Origin of the sequence: Caldimonas taiwanensis NBRC 104434 (genome assembly GCF_001592165.1) — a bacterium.
Lineage (GTDB): Bacteria > Pseudomonadota > Gammaproteobacteria > Burkholderiales > Burkholderiaceae_C > Caldimonas > Caldimonas manganoxidans.
The window spans coordinates 174,525-192,685 of the sequence record NZ_BCWK01000005.1 but is presented as its reverse complement, the minus strand read 5'-3'; the positions used below and the strand labels follow the sequence as shown (position 1 = coordinate 192,685).

17 protein-coding genes are annotated in these 18,161 nt (G+C 67.9%); 7 read left to right on the top strand and 10 right to left on the bottom strand.

Features of this window, described 5'->3' with window-relative positions:
- Positions 1 to 14 precede the first annotated feature (14 nt).
- Together glmU and CTA01S_RS16615 are read left to right on the top strand one after the other, a co-directional pair.
- A complete protein-coding gene (glmU, locus tag CTA01S_RS06545; RefSeq protein ID WP_062193554.1) occupies positions 15 to 1,394 on the top strand; it encodes a bifunctional UDP-N-acetylglucosamine diphosphorylase/glucosamine-1-phosphate N-acetyltransferase GlmU in 1,380 nt (459 codons plus the stop codon).
- Complete coding sequence (locus tag CTA01S_RS16615; protein ID WP_198150799.1) at positions 1,391 to 1,609, top strand: cysteine-rich CWC family protein; 219 nt, start codon at positions 1,391 to 1,393, stop codon at positions 1,607 to 1,609. The genes glmU and CTA01S_RS16615 overlap by 4 nt, the downstream gene beginning before the upstream one ends.
- Here the strand turns inward: CTA01S_RS16615 and CTA01S_RS16390 are convergent.
- The 6 genes from CTA01S_RS16390 to CTA01S_RS06515 form a co-directional block, all read right to left on the bottom strand.
- Positions 1,585 to 2,100 carry a transcriptional repressor gene (locus tag CTA01S_RS16390; RefSeq protein WP_062193551.1) on the bottom strand — a complete coding sequence of 172 codons (516 nt, stop codon included), beginning with the start codon at positions 2,098 to 2,100 and terminating at the stop codon, positions 1,585 to 1,587. The genes CTA01S_RS16615 and CTA01S_RS16390 overlap by 25 nt on opposite strands.
- Entirely contained in the window at positions 2,097 to 2,867 is a 771-nt protein-coding gene (locus tag CTA01S_RS06535; RefSeq protein WP_084362323.1) for a metal ABC transporter permease, read from the bottom strand. Before CTA01S_RS06535 ends, CTA01S_RS16390 begins: the two co-directional genes overlap by 4 nt.
- Positions 2,864 to 3,808, bottom strand: a complete 945-nt coding sequence (locus CTA01S_RS06530) for a metal ABC transporter substrate-binding protein (protein ID WP_232301007.1) — start codon at positions 3,806 to 3,808, stop codon at positions 2,864 to 2,866. Before CTA01S_RS06530 ends, CTA01S_RS06535 begins: the two co-directional genes overlap by 4 nt.
- Complete coding sequence (locus CTA01S_RS06525; RefSeq protein WP_232301006.1) at positions 3,789 to 4,940, bottom strand: TonB-dependent receptor; 1,152 nt, start codon at positions 4,938 to 4,940, stop codon at positions 3,789 to 3,791. The genes CTA01S_RS06530 and CTA01S_RS06525 overlap by 20 nt, the downstream gene beginning before the upstream one ends.
- Positions 4,921 to 6,204, bottom strand: coding sequence for a hypothetical protein (locus CTA01S_RS06520; RefSeq protein WP_198150797.1), 1,284 nt, complete (start codon positions 6,202 to 6,204; stop codon positions 4,921 to 4,923). The genes CTA01S_RS06525 and CTA01S_RS06520 overlap by 20 nt, the downstream gene beginning before the upstream one ends.
- 87 nt (positions 6,205 to 6,291) lie before the next feature.
- Complete coding sequence (locus CTA01S_RS06515; protein WP_062193542.1) at positions 6,292 to 6,792, bottom strand: Lrp/AsnC family transcriptional regulator; 501 nt, start codon at positions 6,790 to 6,792, stop codon at positions 6,292 to 6,294.
- Positions 6,793 to 6,931: 139 nt separating this feature from the next.
- Between CTA01S_RS06515 and glmS the strand changes: the two genes are divergently transcribed.
- Genes glmS through CTA01S_RS06500 form a run of 3 tightly spaced genes read left to right on the top strand, consistent with a single transcriptional unit; the run spans position 6,932 to position 13,233 of the window.
- Positions 6,932 to 8,812 carry a glutamine--fructose-6-phosphate transaminase (isomerizing) gene (glmS, locus tag CTA01S_RS06510; protein ID WP_062193539.1) on the top strand — a complete coding sequence of 627 codons (1,881 nt, stop codon included), beginning with the start codon at positions 6,932 to 6,934 and terminating at the stop codon, positions 8,810 to 8,812.
- A gap of 51 nt (positions 8,813 to 8,863) precedes the next feature.
- Positions 8,864 to 12,181, top strand: a complete 3,318-nt coding sequence (locus CTA01S_RS06505; RefSeq protein ID WP_062193536.1) for an MHYT domain-containing protein — start codon at positions 8,864 to 8,866, stop codon at positions 12,179 to 12,181.
- Positions 12,178 to 13,233 (top strand): response regulator, encoded by a 1,056-nt coding sequence (locus CTA01S_RS06500; protein ID WP_062193533.1) that lies wholly within the window; start codon positions 12,178 to 12,180, stop codon positions 13,231 to 13,233. Before CTA01S_RS06505 ends, CTA01S_RS06500 begins: the two co-directional genes overlap by 4 nt.
- A 33-nt stretch (positions 13,234 to 13,266) precedes the next feature.
- On the opposite strand, the gene CTA01S_RS06495 is transcribed toward CTA01S_RS06500, so the two are convergent.
- Positions 13,267 to 13,569 carry a hypothetical protein gene (locus tag CTA01S_RS06495; protein ID WP_062193530.1) on the bottom strand — a complete coding sequence of 101 codons (303 nt, stop codon included), beginning with the start codon at positions 13,567 to 13,569 and terminating at the stop codon, positions 13,267 to 13,269.
- Positions 13,570 to 13,926: 357 nt separating this feature from the next.
- Between CTA01S_RS06495 and CTA01S_RS06490 the strand changes: the two genes are divergently transcribed.
- Together CTA01S_RS06490 and infA are read left to right on the top strand one after the other, a co-directional pair.
- A complete protein-coding gene (locus CTA01S_RS06490; protein ID WP_062193528.1) occupies positions 13,927 to 14,160 on the top strand; it encodes a hypothetical protein in 234 nt (77 codons plus the stop codon).
- 40 nt (positions 14,161 to 14,200) lie between these two features.
- Positions 14,201 to 14,467: a translation initiation factor IF-1 gene (gene infA, locus CTA01S_RS06485; protein WP_019562106.1), complete on the top strand. Its 267-nt coding sequence runs from the start codon at positions 14,201 to 14,203 to the stop codon at positions 14,465 to 14,467.
- Between the two features lie 3 nt (positions 14,468 to 14,470).
- Here infA and hutG read toward each other — a convergent pair whose 3' ends face one another.
- The 3 genes from hutG to hutH are packed head-to-tail and all read right to left on the bottom strand — an operon-like array spanning position 14,471 to position 18,161.
- Positions 14,471 to 15,403, bottom strand: coding sequence for a formimidoylglutamase (gene hutG / locus CTA01S_RS06480; protein ID WP_062193524.1), 933 nt, complete (start codon positions 15,401 to 15,403; stop codon positions 14,471 to 14,473).
- Positions 15,400 to 16,620 (bottom strand): imidazolonepropionase, encoded by a 1,221-nt coding sequence (gene hutI, locus CTA01S_RS06475; RefSeq protein ID WP_198150795.1) that lies wholly within the window; start codon positions 16,618 to 16,620, stop codon positions 15,400 to 15,402. Before hutI ends, hutG begins: the two co-directional genes overlap by 4 nt.
- Entirely contained in the window at positions 16,617 to 18,161 is a 1,545-nt protein-coding gene (hutH, locus tag CTA01S_RS06470; protein WP_062193521.1) for a histidine ammonia-lyase, read from the bottom strand. Before hutH ends, hutI begins: the two co-directional genes overlap by 4 nt.

Below are 18,161 nucleotides of genomic sequence, written 5' to 3'. Positions count from 1 at the left end.
GAGCGAACCTTTCCATGGCACTGAACGTCGTCATCATGGCCGCGGGGCAAGGCACCCGCATGAAATCCTCGCTGCCCAAGGTCTTGCATCGGCTGGCGGGGCGAGCCCTATTGCAGCATGTGATCGACGCGGCTGCACGTTTGCAGCCGGATCGCCTCATTGCCGTGGTGGGTCATGGGGCCGAGCAGGTGCGCTCGGCGATGGCGCAGGCGGCCGAGGGCCTGCGCTTCGTGCTGCAGCAGCCGCAGTTGGGCACCGGCCATGCGGTGCAGCAGGCGGTGCCGGAATTGCTCGAGCCAGGCACCACATTGATTCTCAATGGCGATGTGCCGTTGATCGAGGCGGAAACCGCGCGTGCCTTGGTGGCGGCCTGCGATGGACGCCGTCTGGCCTTGCTGACGGTGCATTTGGCCGATCCCACCGGCTACGGCCGCATCGTGCGTGAAGGGGCGGCGGTGCGTGCCATCGTGGAGCACAAGGATGCCAGCGCGTCGCAGCGGGAGATTCGAGAGGTGTACACCGGCATGATGGCCGCACCGACGGCGCACCTGAAGCGCTGGCTGGCGCAACTGAACAACGACAACGCCCAGGGGGAGTACTACCTGACCGACGTGGTGGCCCTGGCGGTGGCCGAGGGCGTGGAGGTGGTGGCCGCCCACCCGGCCGATGAGATCGAGGTCTTGGGGGTCAACAGCCCGGCACAGCTGGCGGACCTGGAGCGCCGCTGGCAACGCCGCCAGGCCGAGCGCCTGATGGCCGAGGGGGTGCGTTTGGCCGACCCGGCCCGCTTCGATGTGCGTGGCCGCCTGAGCTGTGGGCGGGATGTGGAGATCGATGTCGGCTGTGTGTTCGAAGGGCATGTGGTGCTGGGTGACGGCGTGCGCATCGGGCCGTATTGCGTGATTCGCAATGCCGAGATCGCCGCCGGCGCGGTGATCCATGCCTATACCCACATCGATGGGGACGCCCAGGGGGTGAAGGTGGGGGAGGCGGCGCTGGTGGGGCCGTTCGCTCGGCTGCGTCCGGGCACCGAGCTGGGGCCGCAGGTGCACATCGGCAACTTCGTGGAGGTGAAGAACTCGACCTTGGCGCGTGGCGCCAAAGCCAATCACTTGGCGTATCTGGGCGATGCCACCGTGGGGGAGCGGGTGAACTACGGCGCCGGCAGCATCACCGCCAATTACGATGGCGCCAACAAGCACCGCACGGTGATCGGCAACGACGCGCATGTGGGGAGCAATTGCGTGCTGGTGGCGCCGATGACCGTCGGTGAGGGGGCGACCATCGGGGCCGGCAGCACCTTGTCGAAGGATGCACCGGCAGGCCAGCTCACCGTGGCGCGCGCCAAGGCGGTGACGGTGGCGGGCTGGCAACGGCCGCGCAAAACCCCGTGAGCGCCAAGCCGCCGATCGATACCAGCCGTTGCCCTTTGTGTGGCGGGCCCAACGGCTGCGCGATGGCCGCGCCGGCGCAGGCCCCGACGCCTTGTTGGTGCACCCGGGTGAGGTTCCGGGCCGAGACTTTGGCTCGCGTGCCGCAGCCCTTGCGCCGGCGGGCTTGCATTTGCCGCCGCTGCGCCGAGGTTCAGGACGAGGCGGGGGCCGACTGACAGGCTGCGCACAGCCCTTTGATCTCGATGTCCATGGCGCGAAAGCCGGGGGCATCGGTCTGCAAGGCCCGGCCGATGGCCTCGGTGGCCGCCGGGTCGTGCACTTCGGTGACCTGGCCGCACCGTGAGCACACCAGCATCATCGTGTGCTCATGGGGATGATCGTGGGGCTGCGGGTCGAGGTTGCAGACGACGAAGCAGTTGAGGGTGTCCACGCGGTGCACCAGCTGCTGCTCCATCAGGAATTCCAGGGCTCGGTAGACGGTCGTGGGGGCGACCCGGCCGTGGCGTTGGCGCAGGTCGTCTTGCAGGTCGTAGGCCTTGGCGCTGCCTTGGCGCAGCAGCAGCAGCTCCAGCACTTCGCGGCGCAAGGCCGTGAGTTGGGCCCCGCGCGCGGCGCACAGGGCCTCGGCGCGATCGAGGCGGCGCGAGACCTCGGCGGGGCTGGGGCGGGCGGACGAGGCGTTCGTGGAAGCGTTCGTGGGACTCACGCATCCAGTGTAGCGCTGCCCTGGCGGGCTGGCGGCTTGCGCCGGCCCAGGGCCGCCAGTCCACCGGCGGCCATCAGTGCCAGCACGATGCAAGGACCGCTGGGCAAGTCCCAGTGCAGCGAGGCCCACAGGCCCGCCGCATAGGCCAAGGTGCCCAGGCCCACGCCGGCCCAGAGGGGGCCGCGCAGGCCGGCCACGGCCAGTGCCGGCACGATGAGCGTGGCGAACACGAGGTAAAGCCCCAGCAGCGGCACGGACAAGCTGACCAGCACCGCAAAGGCTGGGTAGAAGGCCGGGCCGTTCCACAGCGAGGCCCCAGCCCACCGTTGCAGCAGCAGGAACACGGCCGTGGCTGCGGCCAGCACTGCCAACTGCTGCGGCAGCACCCACAGCACGTCGCCGGCGAGCACGGCGGCGAGTTTTTGCCCCCCATGCGGGTCGGCGCTGATCCACAGCAGTGCAGCCACGGCGGCGCCCACATAGACCAGGCCGATGAGGGCCTCGCGCCGCTGGGGCCACAGGCGGCTGAGCATGGCCACCCCGGCGGCCCCGAGCAGCGCGGCCAGGCCACCGGCGAGCGAGGAGACGATGCGGTCTGCGCCGGTGAGGGTGTCGGCCATCAGCACGCCCAGGGCTGCCACCTGGGCCACGGCCAAGTCGATGAAAACGATGCCGCGGCGCAGCACTTGCAGGCCCAGCGGCACGTGACTGAGCAAGACCAGCACGCCGGCGGCCAGTGGCCAGCCCAGCACGGACAGTTCGTTCATCGAGTTCGAGCCTCCGATGCTCGCAGGGCGTCCAAGAGCTGGTCGATCAACTCGTCGAACAGCCCTTCGAGGGTGGCGCTGCGCCCTTGCTCGGTGACGGTGGCTGGCAAGACCTTGAGCGGCAAGCCGGTGCGTGCGGCCAGCCATCGGCCGGCCTGAGGGTCTTGGTAGCTTGCTTGCACGATGAAGCGTGGCGGGTCCTCGGCCACGTCCTTGAGCACCCGCTGCAGATGCGCCAGCGTGGGCGGCAAACCGGGCTTGGGTTCCAAGTCGGCCACTTGGGTGAGCCCCAGCCATTCCCACAGGTACGCAAAGGTGGTGTGTTGGGCCACCAGGGCGTGGCCCATCAGCGGCTCGGCCTTCTTTTCCCAGCGGGCGATGTGTTGATCCCATGCCTGGACCCAGGCCGCGTGGCGCTGGCGCACACCTGCGGCGCCGGCGGGGTCGATGCGCGCCAGGCGGTCGGCGAGGGCCTGGGCGACTTGCTTGAGCTTGTGCGGGTCGAGGTGCAAGTGGGGGTTGCCCTCGGCATGCACGTCACCCAGGCTGCGGTCCAGGGGCGTGTGGGCGTGGTCGTGCATCAGCGTCACGTGGTCGGCCGCGTAGAACATGCCGTCGCGACCGTCGAACACGCGTGCATTGCCCGCGCGCTGCTGCAGCATGGGCAGCCAGCCGGCTTCCAGCGAGGCGCCGGTGCACACGGCCACATCGGCACGGCGCATAGCCCCGATGAGCGCGGGGCGAGCCTCGATGTGATGCGGGTCTTGCAGCGCGTGCGTGGCGCTGGTCACGCGCGCCTGTGGGGCCAGGGCCTTCACCAGCGCGGCCCATTCGGGCTCGCAGGTGAACACTTCCAGCGCTTGCGCCGCCGGCGCGGCCAAGAGGCAGCCCAGCACCGCCGCCGCCCAGCGGCGCATCCGTTCAGAAACCGTGCGCACCATGGGCTCCCAGACTCATCACGTATTGCAGTTGCACGCTGTGAGCGGCGTCTTGGAAGCCGCCACGGTCGCGCTGCGCGGTGAGCTGCAGGCGCAGCGCCGAGAAGTGGGTGGGCTTCCAGGCCAGCATCGCGCTGGCTTCGCGCAGGCGGCCGCTGTGGAAGTGGTCGCCATGCGGCTCGCGCACGCGCAGCTGGTCCACGCGCAGGCCGGCTTCCCACTGCGGCGCGAAGCGGTACACCACCGAGAGATAGCCGGCTTCGTGCACATCGCCTGAGCGGGCGAACTCGTTGAGCTCGCTCACACGCGCGTACTCGGCCGAGACACGCAGCTGCCGCTGGCGGTTGTTGCCAGCAGGGGCCCATTTCCACACCGCATCGGCGATCACGAGATGGCGTCCGCCGAACCGGCTGCCATGGGCATGGTTATGGTCATGGTCGTGATCCGGGTCGGGGTCTTCCTCCTCCATCACCGCCTTGCGCCGGTTGTGCAGGTAGGACAGGCCCAGTTGCCAGCTGTGCGAGGCATTCCAGTCGCCGCCGATCTTGGTGCTGGCGGTGAAGGCGCCAGCGCGCGGATCGTGGGTCGATGCCGGCACGAGCTGGCGGCCGCCCAGCACCTCGACGGTGGAGCGCCAGTACAGGCGCGTGGGGGCCGTCCAGCTCAGGCGCAGCCCGTCGTCGAAGTAATGCCCCCCCAGGAAGGCGCGGTAGAGCAAGGGGCGTTCGACGAAGTCGTCGGCATGGACATGCTGCTCGTTCAGGTAGCCCAGGCTGGCCAGGAAGCGGCCCGCACGCACCTGCACGCCGGCTGGCAGCGTGGTCGTCTCGAGGTAGGCCTCTTCGAGGTCCAGTTCGGTGTCGCCCTCGTGGCTGTGCAGCACGGCGGTCGCGCGGGCCTGGAAGAGGGGGTCCACGGCACCGGCCAGGCTCAACTCGTTGTGGCCGAGGCCGAAGCCCCGCTCGCGCTGGCCCAAGGCCAGTTCGCGCGAGCTGAAGGCGCCGTCGAGCACCAGGCCCAGCTCGAAGTTCGAGACGGTGGGCGGGTTGGCCGGCGTCTGCGCCCACACGGGGGTGCCCAGGCCGGCGGCCGCCAGGATCAGCGGTGCGATGCGGTCAATGCGCATGGTTGTCATGTCGTTCGATGCCCACCCAGGTCAGCAGCGTGGGGTTGAAGTTCAAGGCAATGGGGGTAGCCAAGGTGGCCGTGTCCAGGTCGACGACCACGATGCGCGCGCCGTTGGGGTCGCTCAGGTAGGCGCGGTTGGCGGCGCGGTTCACCGCGATGGCGGGGAAGGGGGCTGCCGTGGGCATGCTGGCGATGGCCGGCAGCCGGGCGCGCACGGCCCAGCCGGCGTGGCCGTCGAGCAGGTGCAGCGTGCCCTGGTCGTCCAGGATCAGCAGGTGGCGGCCTTGGGCGTCCATGGCATGCGCGCGGCGGGTGCGGCCCTCGGCCCAGTCGATGCGGGTGAGGGTGCCGGCCACCGGGTCGATGTCGAAGAAGTGGCCGGGCGAGGCGATGCCGATGAAGGTGCTGCGCTCGGGATGACCGAGGATCGTGCCGATGCGCGCATCCACCGGCATGTCATCCGGGTTGGGCAGCTTGCGGGTGCTGAAGCTGCTGCCGTCCTGCGTGACGATGAGCACGCCGTCGGTGCAGCCGAAGGCGCTGTGGCTTTCGTTGGAGTAGCTGCCGTGCAGGCCGGGGCAGGCTTCCTCGAAGCGCTGCACGAAGCTGTAGCCGCTGCCGTTGCGCTGGTAGAGCTCCACCTGGCTGGGCAGCGTGCTTTGGCTGCCAGCTTCGCGGTAGGTGGTGAGCAGGAAGTTGCCGCGCGGCTCGGCCGTGCCATGCATCGCGCGCGGCAGGGTCAGCGAAGCCAGGGCTTGCCGCGCGGCGATGCTGGCGTCGGTGAGGACCACGACCTGCGCCGGCAGGCTGCTGGCCTCCAGGCCGTCCATGAAGAAGGCGGCCAGACCGTCATGCGCTTGGTAGTGGGTGGGCCGCACACCGGGGAGGCGCCAGTCCAACAGCGCCGGATTGCGCTTGTAGTCGTGCAGGTGGTCGCCATGGTCTTCCTGGTAGATGCCGCCGTCGATCACCTGCACCTGGTCCTGCGTGCGCTGCACGGCCAGGGCGTAGCGGTGGCCGGGGCTGCTGTACAGGGCGGAGGGGGCGTGGTCCAGCGTGTAGTTCTGCACCACGGTGCCGCCGTCGAGGTCGAGCACACGCACCGTGGTACTGCCATCGGCGATCACCAGCCGGCCCAGGGTGTCGACGTGGTACTCATCGTCATGGTCGTTGCTGTCGCTGCCGCCACCGCAAGCGGCCAGCAGCAAGGTGGCCGACAAGGCGGCCGCCAGCCACCGACGACGGGGGATGGGGGGATGGGATGGGGTCATGCGGCTTCCTCCAGTCGAAAATCGATGAATGCAATGTTATAACATTGCAGTCAAGAGGCGCCGCGCAGCCCGGGGCGACCGCGGGGCTCAGGCCGAAGGCGGGGGCAGGTTCAGCGCAGGTTCAAACTTTGCTCGCTTCACAGCGAAGTAGGCCTTCACATTGCGCACGTTCGCATCGTTGGTGAACAGGCGCTGCGCCAGTGCGTGGTAGGCGTCCATGTCGCGCACCTGGATCACCAGCACGAAGTCGGGTCCGCTGCTGACGCGGTAGCACTGCTGCACCTGGGGCTCGGCCACGGCACGGGCTTCGAAGGCGGCCAGGCGTTCGGCGGCCTGCTGGTCCAGTGTGATCTCGACGATGGCCGTGAGCCCGGCCCCCAGCCGCTCGGGCGACAGCAGGGCCACGCGCCGCTCGATCACGCCCGCTTCCACCAGACGCCGCACCCGGCGCAGGCAGGTGGCCGGCGACACATGGCAGCGCTGCGCCAGGGCTTGGTTGCTCAAGGAGGCATCCCGCTGCAGCTGATCGAGCAGGCGCAGGTCGATCGCGTCCAGGGGAAGGTGAGGGAGGGTGGCGAATGAATCCATCAAAACATGATCACAAATGACAGATTATTGCATCTCGAGGATATGATGTCTTGATCGTTCATAAAGTGTTTATAAACGCAAGAAAATTTCTCATCGCCTTGTCTAGCATGCCGACATCCCTTGTTTACGGAGCTCGTCCATGTGCGGCATCGTCGGCGCCACCAGCCAGCGCAACATCGTTCCCATCCTGATCGAGGGCCTCAAGCGCCTGGAATATCGCGGTTACGACTCCTGTGGTGTGGCCGTGCACCAAGACGGCGGACTGCGCCGTGCGCGCAGCACCTCGCGTGTGGCCGAGCTGGAAGCTCAGGTGGCTGAGGACCAAGTGGCGGGATACACCGGCATCGCCCACACCCGCTGGGCCACGCATGGCGCGCCGGCGGTGCACAACGCCCACCCCCATTTTTCACATGGCACGGGCGCCGATGCCTACACCACGCGCCCGGCACGCATTGCCCTGGTGCACAACGGCATCATCGAGAACCACGATGAGTTGCGCGCCGAGCTGCAGGCCAAGGGCTATGCGTTTGCGAGCCAGACCGACACCGAGGTCATCGCCCACTTGGTCGACCATCTTTACGAGGGCGACCTTTTCGATGCGGTCAAGCGCGCCGCATTGCGGCTGCGAGGCGCCTATGCGATTGCTGTGTTTTGCCGCGACGAACCCCACCGGGTGGTCGGGGCGCGCGAGGGCTCGCCCTTGGTGCTGGGGGTGGGGGCGTCGGGGTCGGGCGAGAACTTCCTGGCCTCCGATGCGATGGCCTTGGCCGGGGTGACGGACCAGATCATTTATCTGGAGGACGGCGATGTGGTGGACCTGCAATGGGGTCGCTACTGGATCGAATCGCGCACGGCCCAGGCGCCGCATGACCGCTATGAGCGGGTCGAGCGGCCGGTGCGCACGGTGCTGGCGCACACCGGTGCGGCCGAGCTGGGTCCGTACCGCCACTACATGCAGAAAGAAATCTTCGAGCAGCCGCGTGCCATTGCCGATACGCTCGATGCGGTACAGGCCATCTCCCCCGAACTCTTTGGCGATGGGGCCTATTCGGTGTTCAAAGCGGTCGAGCAAGTGCTCATCCTGGCCTGCGGCACCAGCTACTACGCCGGCTGCACGGCCAAATACTGGCTGGAATCGATCGCCAAAATTCCGACCAGCGTCGAGATTGCCAGCGAATACCGGTATCGCGACAGCGTGCCTCATCCCAAGACCTTGGTGGTGACGATCACCCAGTCGGGCGAGACGGCCGACACGCTGGCGGCACTCAAGCATGCGCGGGCGCTGGGCATGCCCCATACGCTCACGGTGTGCAATGTGGCCACCAGCGCGATGGTGCGCGAATGCAAGCTGGCCTACATCACGCGCGCCGGCGTGGAGATCGGCGTGGCCTCGACCAAGGCCTTCACCACGCAGCTGGTCGGGCTGTTTTTGCTGACGCTGGCCTTGGCCCAGGTGCGCGGCCGCCTGAGCGAGGAGGACGAAGCGGCGCATCTCAAAGCCTTGCGCCACCTGCCCGTGGCCTTGCAGGCGGTGCTGGCGCTGGAGCCGCAGGTGATCGCCTGGGCGGAGGAATTCGCGCGCAAGGAGAACGCCTTGTTCTTGGGCCGTGGCCTGCACTATCCGATCGCCTTGGAGGGGGCGCTCAAGCTCAAGGAGATCAGTTACATCCATGCCGAGGCCTACCCGGCCGGTGAGCTCAAGCATGGTCCCCTGGCTTTGGTGACCGACCAGATGCCGGTGGTGACCGTGGCGCCCAACGACACCTTGTTGGAGAAGCTCAAGAGCAACATGCAGGAAGTGCGCGCCCGCGGCGGCCAGCTCTATGTGTTTGCCGATGCGGACACGCGCATCGAAAGCGAGCCGGGCGTGCACGTCATTCGCATGCCGGAGCATTACGGGGTGCTGTCGCCCATTTTGCATGTGGTGCCGTTGCAGCTGCTGGCCTATCACACGGCCTGCGCGCGGGGCACGGACGTGGACAAGCCACGCAACCTGGCCAAGAGCGTCACGGTCGAATAATTCACGCTGGCAGCCATCAAGTGGCGACCAGGGACGGCCGATAAGCCGTCCATGGAAAGTTTCGATGGCTTGGGCTGGTTTTTGTCGCGCAGCGCCGAGGTGCCGCGGGCCGAGCTCGTGTACTCGGACATGCTGGTGGCCGCATCGGTGATCGTGGCCATGCTCGGCGGCATGGCGGCGATGCAGCTGATGGGGATCGCCCGGCGGCCCGACCGCTTTGGGGCGGCCACCGCACACGCGGCGCACTGGACGGCGGTGATCGTGCTGGGCGGCAGCGTTTGGAGCATGCACTTCATCGGCATGCTGGCCGTGGACGTTTGCCAGCCGGTGCAATTCGACGAGTGGGTGACGGCCGCCTCGATGCTGCCCAGTGTGGTGGCCAGCGCGGTGGGGCTGCGGTCTGTGCAGCAGCGCCGGGACGATCTGCGCTCGATCGTGTGGGCCGGGGTGGCCGTGGGGGCGGGCATTGGCGTGATGCACTACACCGGCATGGCCGCGATGCGCATGGACAGCCAGCTGCGCTACGACCCGACCTGGTTTGCCATCTCGATCGTGGTGGCGGTGGCCCTGGCCACGCTGGGCCTGGGCGCACGCGCCGTGCTCAGCCGCACGCGTTGGCCGCGGTTGGTCGTGGTCCTGGTGTCTGGCGCCTTGTTGGGGCTGGCCATCAGCGGCATGCATTACACGGCCATGCAGGCGTCCTTGTTCGTCGGGCCGGTGGACCTGCTGTACCAGCGCTGGTCGAGCCGCCAGTTCGAGCTGGCGGTGGCCGTGGCGCTGGTGACGGTGTGCGTCTTCGGGTTTGCCTGGGGCGTGGTGGGCCTGGTGTCTTACCGGTCCTTGGCGCAGCACTTGCGTGAGCGCGATCGGCTCATCAGCGACATTCTGGAACACTTGCCGGGCACCGTGGTGCGCCTGCGCGCGCGCCGTGACGAGACCATGCAGCGCGTGCTGGTGTCGCGGTCTTTGGAAGATCTGACCGGACGAAGCCTGCAGGATTACGAGCGCGAGCAGTGGACGCTGACGCAGATCATCACCGATGCGGACCGGCCGGTGTTTCTGCAGGCGATGCGTCAGACACTGCAGACCGGGCGACCGATCCACTTGAACGTGCGCTTCGAGCATGCCAGCGGCGCACAGCGTTGGATGGAAGTGCGTGCAGTGGCTCATCGTGTGGATGCCAGCGAGCCGGTGGTGGACTTGTTTTTGTCCGACGTGACCGCCGCCCAATGGGCCCAACAGCGCGAGAAAGAGCTCCTGCTTGGCGTGGATGAGGTGGTGGGCCGGGCGCGGCTGAGCGTCCAAGGCGAGTTTCTCGACGTCAATGATCGCCTGGCGCGGGCTTTGGAGTACGAACCGGAAGAGTTGATCGGCCGGCCCCACCGGTCGGTCTGGGCGCTGGCCCAAGACCCTGCACAAATGGAGGCGTTCTGGCAGGCCTTGCGTCAAGGGCAGCCGCAGAAAGGGACCTTCAAGCGGCGCACCAAGTCCGGTGGGGTGCGGCATATGAGCGGCTGGTACCAACCGATCCACGACCTGCACGGGCAGGTGGTGGCAGTGCTCAAGCTGGTGATGGATGTGACCGAGCACGTGCAGGCCCTGCAGGAATTGCAGCACCTGAACGAACGGCTGCAACAGGCCATGGCCGCACGCAGCACCTTCTTTGCCACGGTCAGTCACGAGATCCGCACGCCGATGAATGCGGTGGTGGGGTTTGCCGAGCTGTTGCGTGATCAACTGACCGACGCCGAGCAGCGTGCGCAAGCGCAGTCGATCCTGGATGCCGCACGCTCTTTGCTGCGCATCCTCAATGATCTGCTGGATGTGGCCAAGCTCGAAAGCGGCGAGTTTTCCATCGTCGAGGCGCCATTCCGGCTGCCGCGGATGCTGCGCGATCTGGTTTCACAGTTCGGGGTCTTGGCCGCGCGCAAGGGCTTGTCGCTGCGCCTGGAGATGGCCGATGGCTTGCCGGATTGCTGGCTGGGCGATGGCGATCGGGTGCGCCAGATATTGACGAACTTGCTTGGCAACGCGCTGAAGTTCACCGAACAGGGGCATGTGACCCTCGGCGCGGCGACCGAAGACGGCCAGTTGCGCCTGTGGGTGCAAGACACGGGCATCGGCATCGACCCGCAGCGGCAACAAGCGATCTTCGAGCCCTTCGTGCAGGCCGACGCCGGCACCGCGCGACGCTATGGCGGCACGGGCTTGGGCATGAGCATCGTCAAGGGATTGGTGCAGCGCATGGGAGGGCGCCTGAGCTTGCACAGCGTGCCAGGCCAAGGCACGACGGTCACGCTATGGTTGCCGCTGGCGCCGGTGCAGGATGCGCCGTGTCCCACCGAGCCGTCGCCCTTGCCGCCGGCCGCAGCCGCGCAGGGGCCGCGCCTGCGTGTGCTGGCGTGTGACGATGTGGAGCAGAACCGGGATTTGCTGCGGCGACTGTTGCAGCGTGCTGGGCACGAGGTGTGTGTGCTGCCCGATGGGCGCTCCTTGCTGCAGCACTACGTGGAGCAGGGTGGGCAGTGGGACGTGATCTTGCTGGACTTGCACATGCCGCAGTGGGATGGGGTGGAGACTTGCAAGCAGCTGCGCGCGGCCGAGCGGGCGCATCGCTGGCCGGCGCGACCGGTGCTGGCTTTGAGCGCCAGCGTGTTGGAGTCCGACCGCCACGCTGCGGGGCAAGCCGGCATGAATGGCTTTTTGGAAAAGCCCATCGATGTGCGGGCGCTGGAGCGCTCGGTGCAAGAACATGCCGCCCAGACCCGAGGCGAGGATGCACGCGCCAGCGGGTCCGACACATCCACTGCAGTGGCCGATGAGGCGCGTGGTCGAGCCTTGTGGGGGGATGACTGGCTCGCGCGGGTGCAGGATTGGCTGCGCGAGCAAAAGCCCCTGGTGCGCGCAAGCCGGTGGGATCAGTGGTCGGCCGAGCAATGGCATCGATGGGCGGGCACGGCGGCGAATCTGGGGCTGCCGGCTTTGGCTGCGGCCGCGCGCGCGTGTGAGCGCGCGCTGCGGGAAGGCCGCACGGTGCCGTGGCCACAGGCCGAGCAGGCTTGGCGGGCGGTGTGGCAATGGTGTGGCCTGTCACCAGACGCCGATGGCGGTGTGCACGCTGGGGCAGGGACGGCTGCGCACGAGCCGGGCGGCGATGTGCCCATCGATGCGGCCTTGCTGCAGCGGCTGCTGCAGGCTTGCCAGCGCGGGGAGATCGATGGCGCTGCGCTGGCGGAACTGGCCGAGCAGGATCCCGCCGGCGCGCAAGGCTTGCGGGGCTGGCTCGAAGAGTTCGATTTCGAACGGGCTGCTCAATGGCTGGCTTGGCGCCTGGGCGATCGAGCACAGAACGAGGAGGTGCGCGCATGAAGGACGACACAGCACTGCAGGCCGTGTGGACACCGTGGACGGCCTTGCAAGAGCGCCCGCGCTTGCTGCTCGTCGATGACGAGCCGGCCAACCTGCAGTTGCTCAAGCGGGTGCTGGAGCCGCTGTACACCTTGTCGTTTGCTCGACATGGGATGCAAGCCTTGGAGATGGCCAAGCGTTTGCAGCCGGCACTCATCGTGCTGGATGTGATGATGCCGGGCATGACCGGGCACGAGGTCATCGTGCAACTCAAAGCCGACGCGGCCACGGCGTCGATCCCGGTGTTGTTTTGTACCGCTTTGGGCGACGAGGAGGACGAAGCCCGCGGACTGGACCTGGGGGCCGTGGACTATGTGACCAAACCGATCTCGCCGGCGGTGCTCAAAGCCCGCATACGCACCCACTTGGCTTTGGTGCAAAGGCAAGAGCTGGAGCGGACCCGTCAGGCGGTGATCTGGCGCTTGGGCCGAGCCGCGGAGTTCAAAGACAACGAGACCGGCCGCCATGTGATCCGCATGAGCAAATTCAGCCGCCTCATCGCGCAAGCCCTGGGGGCGCCGCCGGTGTTCTGCGACTTGATCGAAGCGGCCGCGCCGATGCATGACATCGGCAAGATCGGCATTCCCGACCGCATCTTGCTCAAGCCGGGCAAGCTGGACGAGGACGAATGGGCGGTGATGCGAACCCATCTGCTCATCGGCGCGCAAATCCTTGGCGACGACGACAGCCCCCTGCTGCAGATGGCCAGTCGCATTGCGGCCCAGCACCACGAGAAATGGGACGGCAGCGGATACCCTCAGGGCCTGGCGGGGGAGGCCATCGCGGTGGAGGCGCGCATCGTGGCGGTGGCCGATGTGTTCGATGCTTTGACCAGTGTGCGGCCGTACAAGCCGGCTTGGCCCATCGAACAAGCCTTGGCGTGGATCGATGGACAAAGCGGCCAGCACTTCTGGCCGCCAGCGGTGCGGGCCTTGCATGCCTGTCTCGAGGAGATTGTGCAAGTGCGCCAACAGTGGAGGGACATCGAGCCCATGCCCGCGCAAGCGGCCTGAGCCGGCTTGCCGCCGTCTGCCGCGCGCCGGGTTTTAGCACGGCGCCCACCCCAGCAGCTCCGCCAGGCGCCTGAGCACCCACTGCACCTCTTGCGGGCTCAGATCCAGTGGGCTGCTTTCGTGCAGGCCGCGGCCGATGCGTGCCAGCACATCGGCTTCGGTGGCATGCAATTCCCAGCGCTTGGTGCGCGCCGTCTCGGTGAGCATCTGGGCCAGGTCTTCGCACAGTTCATGGCGCTGCGCGATCTCGGCCCAAGGCCGATTCGGTTTGAGGCGGCCTGGCTCCTGGAACAAGGCCACGAAAGACGGGGGCACCTCGGAGGGCAATTCCTGCATGGCCAGGATTGTCGCGCATGCCGATGCCCCACCCGGGTATACTCGAACGCTTCTACTGCAATTGCCGCGCGGCGTTCAGAGTCCTCCAAGAGCCCAAGGGGCTTGGTGCACGAGGTGGCGCGTGGCGGGATCGGCCGGTGAGCCGAGGCTTCGAGCCAGGCTACATGCTCGAAGGCCGTGGTGTGTGCTTTCTCCGTCGGAAAGCTTCCTTCGCTGCTGCCTTGCCTAGATCGTGCAAGGTCAGCTCTTTCGTTCTACGGGCCGCCACGGGCGGCCTCGTGTCCGGCCCTTGGGGGCCGGCCTCGATACCTTTGGGAAAGGCATGACGCCGTCAAGGCCTCATGCGCAAAACAACTCATGCAAGCCCATTCAGAGCCACCGTTTTCGGTGGGCAAATACCTTGTGTCTCCACTGTCACGCCGCAACGATGCCGGCGGCTACGCCGCATCGGTGTCGATTCGCAGCGGTCGGGGCGCGGGCACACATGACCGTGTGTTCCGCTTTGCCACGAGCTTCGAAACTTACGAAGGCGCTTTGCGTCATGCCGCCGAGCAAGGCCGGCTATGGGCGCAGCGCGCCCTCCTGGCCTGAGCCTGGTGAGCGCAACCCCAGCATTTCTCAAGGAGTCGATATGGCCAAGGAAGAACTGATCGAGATGCGCGGCAGGGTCGAGGAAGTGTTGCCGGATTCGCGCTACCGTGTGACGCTGGACAATGGCCACAGCCTCGTGGCCTACACCGCAGGCAAGATGCGCAAGCATCACATTCGCATTCTTGCGGGCGACCATGTCTCGCTGGAGCTGTCGCCCTACGACCTCAGCAAAGGCCGCATCACCTTCCGCCACCTGGAGACCCGCGCGTCGGGCCCGCGTGCGGCGCAGCGGCCCCACGGCCGCTGAGGCTCAAGCTCGGGCCGCACGAGCGATGCGTGCGGCCAACCGGGCGGCCACCCTCGCGGTCAGCCCGTCGCGGTCGAAGGCCGGGTTGAGCTCGGCGATATCGGCCAAGGCCACGCGGCCGCTGGCCATCACCTGATCGACCAGGGCCTCGACATGCGCAAGCGGCACCCCCAGCGGCGCTGGGGCCGACACGCCCGGCGCCAGCGCAGCAGGCAGCACGTCCAGGCACAGCGTGAGGTAAACCGCTTCACACGCGATCAAGTCGCGGGCGAGTTCGGCTTGCGCCATCCGCAGGCCTTCGGGCGATTGAAGGGCCTCATCCAGCCAGTGTTTCACGCCCAGGGCCTGGGCCCGGTCGAACAAGGCTTGAGTGTTGGCAAAGCGGCTGATGCCCAACACCCGGTAGTCGAAGGGCCGGCCCTGCGCAGCACACCAGCGTTGGATTTGCAGGAAGGGCGTGCCCGAGTTGCCCTGGCGCGCTTCACGCAGGTCGAAGTGGGCATCGAGGTTGATGACGAGCACACGCTGCAGATCCGGCCGACCCTGCATCAGACCCTGAAAGCTGCCCCAAGCGACTTCATGGCCGCCGCCCAGCACCATCGGCAGATGGCCTTGCCGCAGCACCTGGGCCACGCGCGCGGCCAGCGTGGTCTGGGCGATGTCGAGTTCACCATCTTCACAGACCACGTCGCCGCCATCGAACACCATTGGCTCGCCCAGCACGGGCAGGTTGGCCAGGGCCGATCGCAGGGCCGCGGGCCCCTGGGCCGCGCCGGGGCGGCCACCGTTGCGGCGCACGCCCTCGTCGCAGGCGAAGCCCAGCAGCACGATGCCGCCGCGGCTGCCGGGGCGCCAGGGCTGCACATGCTGATGCCAGCGGGTGGTCACGCCGCTGTCTTCGCTGTCGATGCGACCTTGCCAGACGTCGGGGTTCATCGTGCGATCTCGCCGGCCACCACCACCTGGGTGCAGGGCGCGTGGCCAAACCAGTAGCAAAGCTCATTGGGATGATCGAGCGCCCACACGGCCAGGTCGGCGCGCTGGCCGGCCTGCAGGGTGCCGCGGTCGCGCAAGCCCAGCGCGCGGGCGGCGTGCACCGTGATGCCGCGCACGGCCTCCAGCGGCGTCAAACGGAACAAGGCGCAGGCCATGTGGGCCATCAGCGGCAGCGACAGCGCCGGCGAGGTGCCGGGGTTGTGGTCCGTGGCCACGGCCATGGGCACGCCGGCTTCGCGCAGCGCGGCGATGGGCGGCAGCTTCGTCTCGCGCAGCATGTAGAAGGCGCCGGGCAGCAGCACGGCCACGCTGCCGGCGCAGCGCATCGCGGCAATCCCGTCTGGGCCCAGGTGTTCGAGGTGGTCGCACGACAGCGCGCCGAAGGAGGCGGCCAGAACCGCGCCGCCCTGGTCCGACAGTTGCTCGGCATGTAGCTTCACTGGCAGGCCCAGTCGGCGGGCGGCCTCGAACACGCGGCGGGTCTGCGCCGGGGTAAAGGCCAGGTGCTCGCAGAAAGCGTCCACCGCATCGACCAGGCCCTCGGCGTGTAGCGCGGGCAGCCACGCGCACACGGCGTCGATGTAGTCGTCGCTGCGGCCGTCATATTCCGGGGGCAGGGCGTGCGCCCCGAGATAGGTGGTGCGCACCGTCAGCCCCAGGGCTGCGCCCAGGCGCCGCGCCACGCGCAGACAGCGCGCCTCGGCCTCCTGCGACAGGCCATAGCCCGACTTCACTTCCAGCGTGGTCACGCCCTGGGCTCGCAGGGCCTGGGCCCGCAAAGCGGCCAGGCGCAGCAGTTCGTCGTCGGTGGCCGCACGCGTGGCAGCCACGGTCGAACGGATGCCACCGCCGGCACGGGCGATGTGTTCGTAGCTGGCCCCTTGGAGGCGCAGCTCGGCCTCATCGGCTCGCTGCCCGGCATAGACCAGATGGGTGTGGCAATCGATCAGGCCGGGGGTGACCAGGGCGCCGCCCAGGTCATGTTCGGCCTCCACCTGGAGGCCGGTGGGCAATTGGCTGGCCGGGCCCACCCAGGTGATGCGCGGGCCTTGCGTGAGCACGGCACCGTCATCGATCAGGCCCCAGCCTTCGCCAGCCAGCGTGGCCAGGCGGGCGTGACGCCAAAGGGTGAGCGGGGTCGGCGGCCTTGGCATCATCCATCCTTCCACAGCTGCGCGAGCAGATCGTCGTTGCCGGCGCCTGCGGCCCCCCGCAGCACCAGCGCCTTGGCGGCTTCGATGTCGGGGGCGAACAGGCGATCCTGGTCGTAGAAGGGCACCTGCGCGCGCAAGAGGGCGTGCAGATGTTGCAGACGTGGCGAGGTCCGCAGCGGGCGGTGAAAGTCCACCCCCTGCGCGGCGGCCAGCCACTCGATCGCCAGAATGGTGGCGCTGTGGTCGGCCATCGCGTCCAGGCGTCGAGCAGCGAAAGTGGCCATGCTCACATGATCTTCCTGGTTGGCACTGGTGGGCAAGCTGTCCACGCTGGCCGGATGCGCCAGCGTCTTGTTCTCTGAGGCCAAGGCGGCCGCCGTGACGTGGGCGATCATGAAGCCGCTGTTCAGTCCGGGGTTGTCCACCAGGAAGGGCGGCAGGCCCGACAGCGTGCTGTCGATCAGCAAGGCGATGCGCCGCTCGGACAGCGCCCCGATCTCGGCCAGCGCCAGGGCCAGGCTGTCCGCGGCAAAGGCCACGGGCTCGGCGTGGAAGTTGCCGCCGGAGAGCACCTCGCCGGTGTCTGCAAACACCAGCGGATTGTCGGTGACGGCGTTGGCCTCGAAGAGCAAGGTGCGCGCGGCCTGGGCGATGAGGTCGCGGCAGGCGCCCATCACCTGAGGCTGGCAGCGTAGGCTGTAAGGGTCTTGCACGCGTTCGTCGTTGACGAGGTGCGAGCGCCGGATCTCGCTGCCTTGGAGCAAGCCGCGCGTGACCGCGGCGCTGGCGATCTGGCCGGGTTGCCCGCGCAGCGCATGGATGCGGGCATCGAAAGGCGTGTCGCTGCCTCTGGCGGCGTCCACCGAGAGCGCTCCGATGAGGTGGCCGGCTTCCAGCAACCGCTCGGCCATGAACAGTCCATGCAGGGCCAGTGCGGTGGAGACCTGGGTGCCGTTGATCAGCGCCAGTCCTTCTTTGGCCGCCAGTGTCAGTGGCACGATGCCGGCGGCCTGCAAGGCGGCTGCGGCCGGCATCACGCGGCCGTCCATGCGCACCTCGCCTTGGCCCATGAGCGCCAGGGTCATGTGCGACAGCGGGGCCAGGTCGCCCGAGGCCCCGACCGAGCCCTTGGACGGGATGAGCGGCATGATGCCCGCGTTGAGCAGGGCCAGCAGGGTGTCAATGACCACCGGGCGCACGCCCGAATGGCCGCGCGCCAGGCTGGCTGCTTTCATCGCCATTACCAGCCGCACGGTGGCATCGCTCATCGGCTCGCCCGTGCCCACGGCATGCGACAGGATGAGATTGCGTTGCAGTTGTTCGAGCTGGGCCTCAGGAATGCGCGTTTTGGCCAGCTTGCCAAAGCCGGTGTTGATGCCGTAGGCCGCCACACCCCGTGTCACGATGGCCTCGATGGCGGCCGCGGAGTCGCGGATGGTTGCATGCGCGGACTCGGGCAGGACCACGCGCTGCGGGGCGCTCCACAGAGCACGCAGCTCGCCCAGGGTCAGCCGGCCAGGATGGAGAACCAAGGTGTCTTGCAT

Coding starts and splice junctions, on each gene's coding strand:
- CTA01S_RS06535 (WP_084362323.1), bottom strand. CDS start 2,867: ATGAACGAACTGTCCGTGCTGGGCTGGCCACTGGCCGCCGGCGTGCTG.
- hutI (WP_198150795.1), bottom strand. CDS start 16,620: ATGATGCCAAGGCCGCCGACCCCGCTCACCCTTTGGCGTCACGCCCGC.
- CTA01S_RS06505 (WP_062193536.1), top strand. CDS start 8,864: ATGGAAAGTTTCGATGGCTTGGGCTGGTTTTTGTCGCGCAGCGCCGAG.
- hutG (WP_062193524.1), bottom strand. CDS start 15,403: ATGAACCCCGACGTCTGGCAAGGTCGCATCGACAGCGAAGACAGCGGC.
- CTA01S_RS06490 (WP_062193528.1), top strand. CDS start 13,927: ATGCAAGCCCATTCAGAGCCACCGTTTTCGGTGGGCAAATACCTTGTG.
- hutH (WP_062193521.1), bottom strand. CDS start 18,161: ATGCAAGACACCTTGGTTCTCCATCCTGGCCGGCTGACCCTGGGCGAG.
- CTA01S_RS06530 (WP_232301007.1), bottom strand. CDS start 3,808: ATGGTGCGCACGGTTTCTGAACGGATGCGCCGCTGGGCGGCGGCGGTG.
- CTA01S_RS06525 (WP_232301006.1), bottom strand. CDS start 4,940: ATGACAACCATGCGCATTGACCGCATCGCACCGCTGATCCTGGCGGCC.
- glmS (WP_062193539.1), top strand. CDS start 6,932: ATGTGCGGCATCGTCGGCGCCACCAGCCAGCGCAACATCGTTCCCATC.
- CTA01S_RS06520 (WP_198150797.1), bottom strand. CDS start 6,204: ATGACCCCATCCCATCCCCCCATCCCCCGTCGTCGGTGGCTGGCGGCC.
- CTA01S_RS06515 (WP_062193542.1), bottom strand. CDS start 6,792: ATGGATTCATTCGCCACCCTCCCTCACCTTCCCCTGGACGCGATCGAC.
- CTA01S_RS06495 (WP_062193530.1), bottom strand. CDS start 13,569: ATGCAGGAATTGCCCTCCGAGGTGCCCCCGTCTTTCGTGGCCTTGTTC.
- glmU (WP_062193554.1), top strand. CDS start 15: ATGGCACTGAACGTCGTCATCATGGCCGCGGGGCAAGGCACCCGCATG.
- infA (WP_019562106.1), top strand. CDS start 14,201: ATGGCCAAGGAAGAACTGATCGAGATGCGCGGCAGGGTCGAGGAAGTG.
- CTA01S_RS06500 (WP_062193533.1), top strand. CDS start 12,178: ATGAAGGACGACACAGCACTGCAGGCCGTGTGGACACCGTGGACGGCC.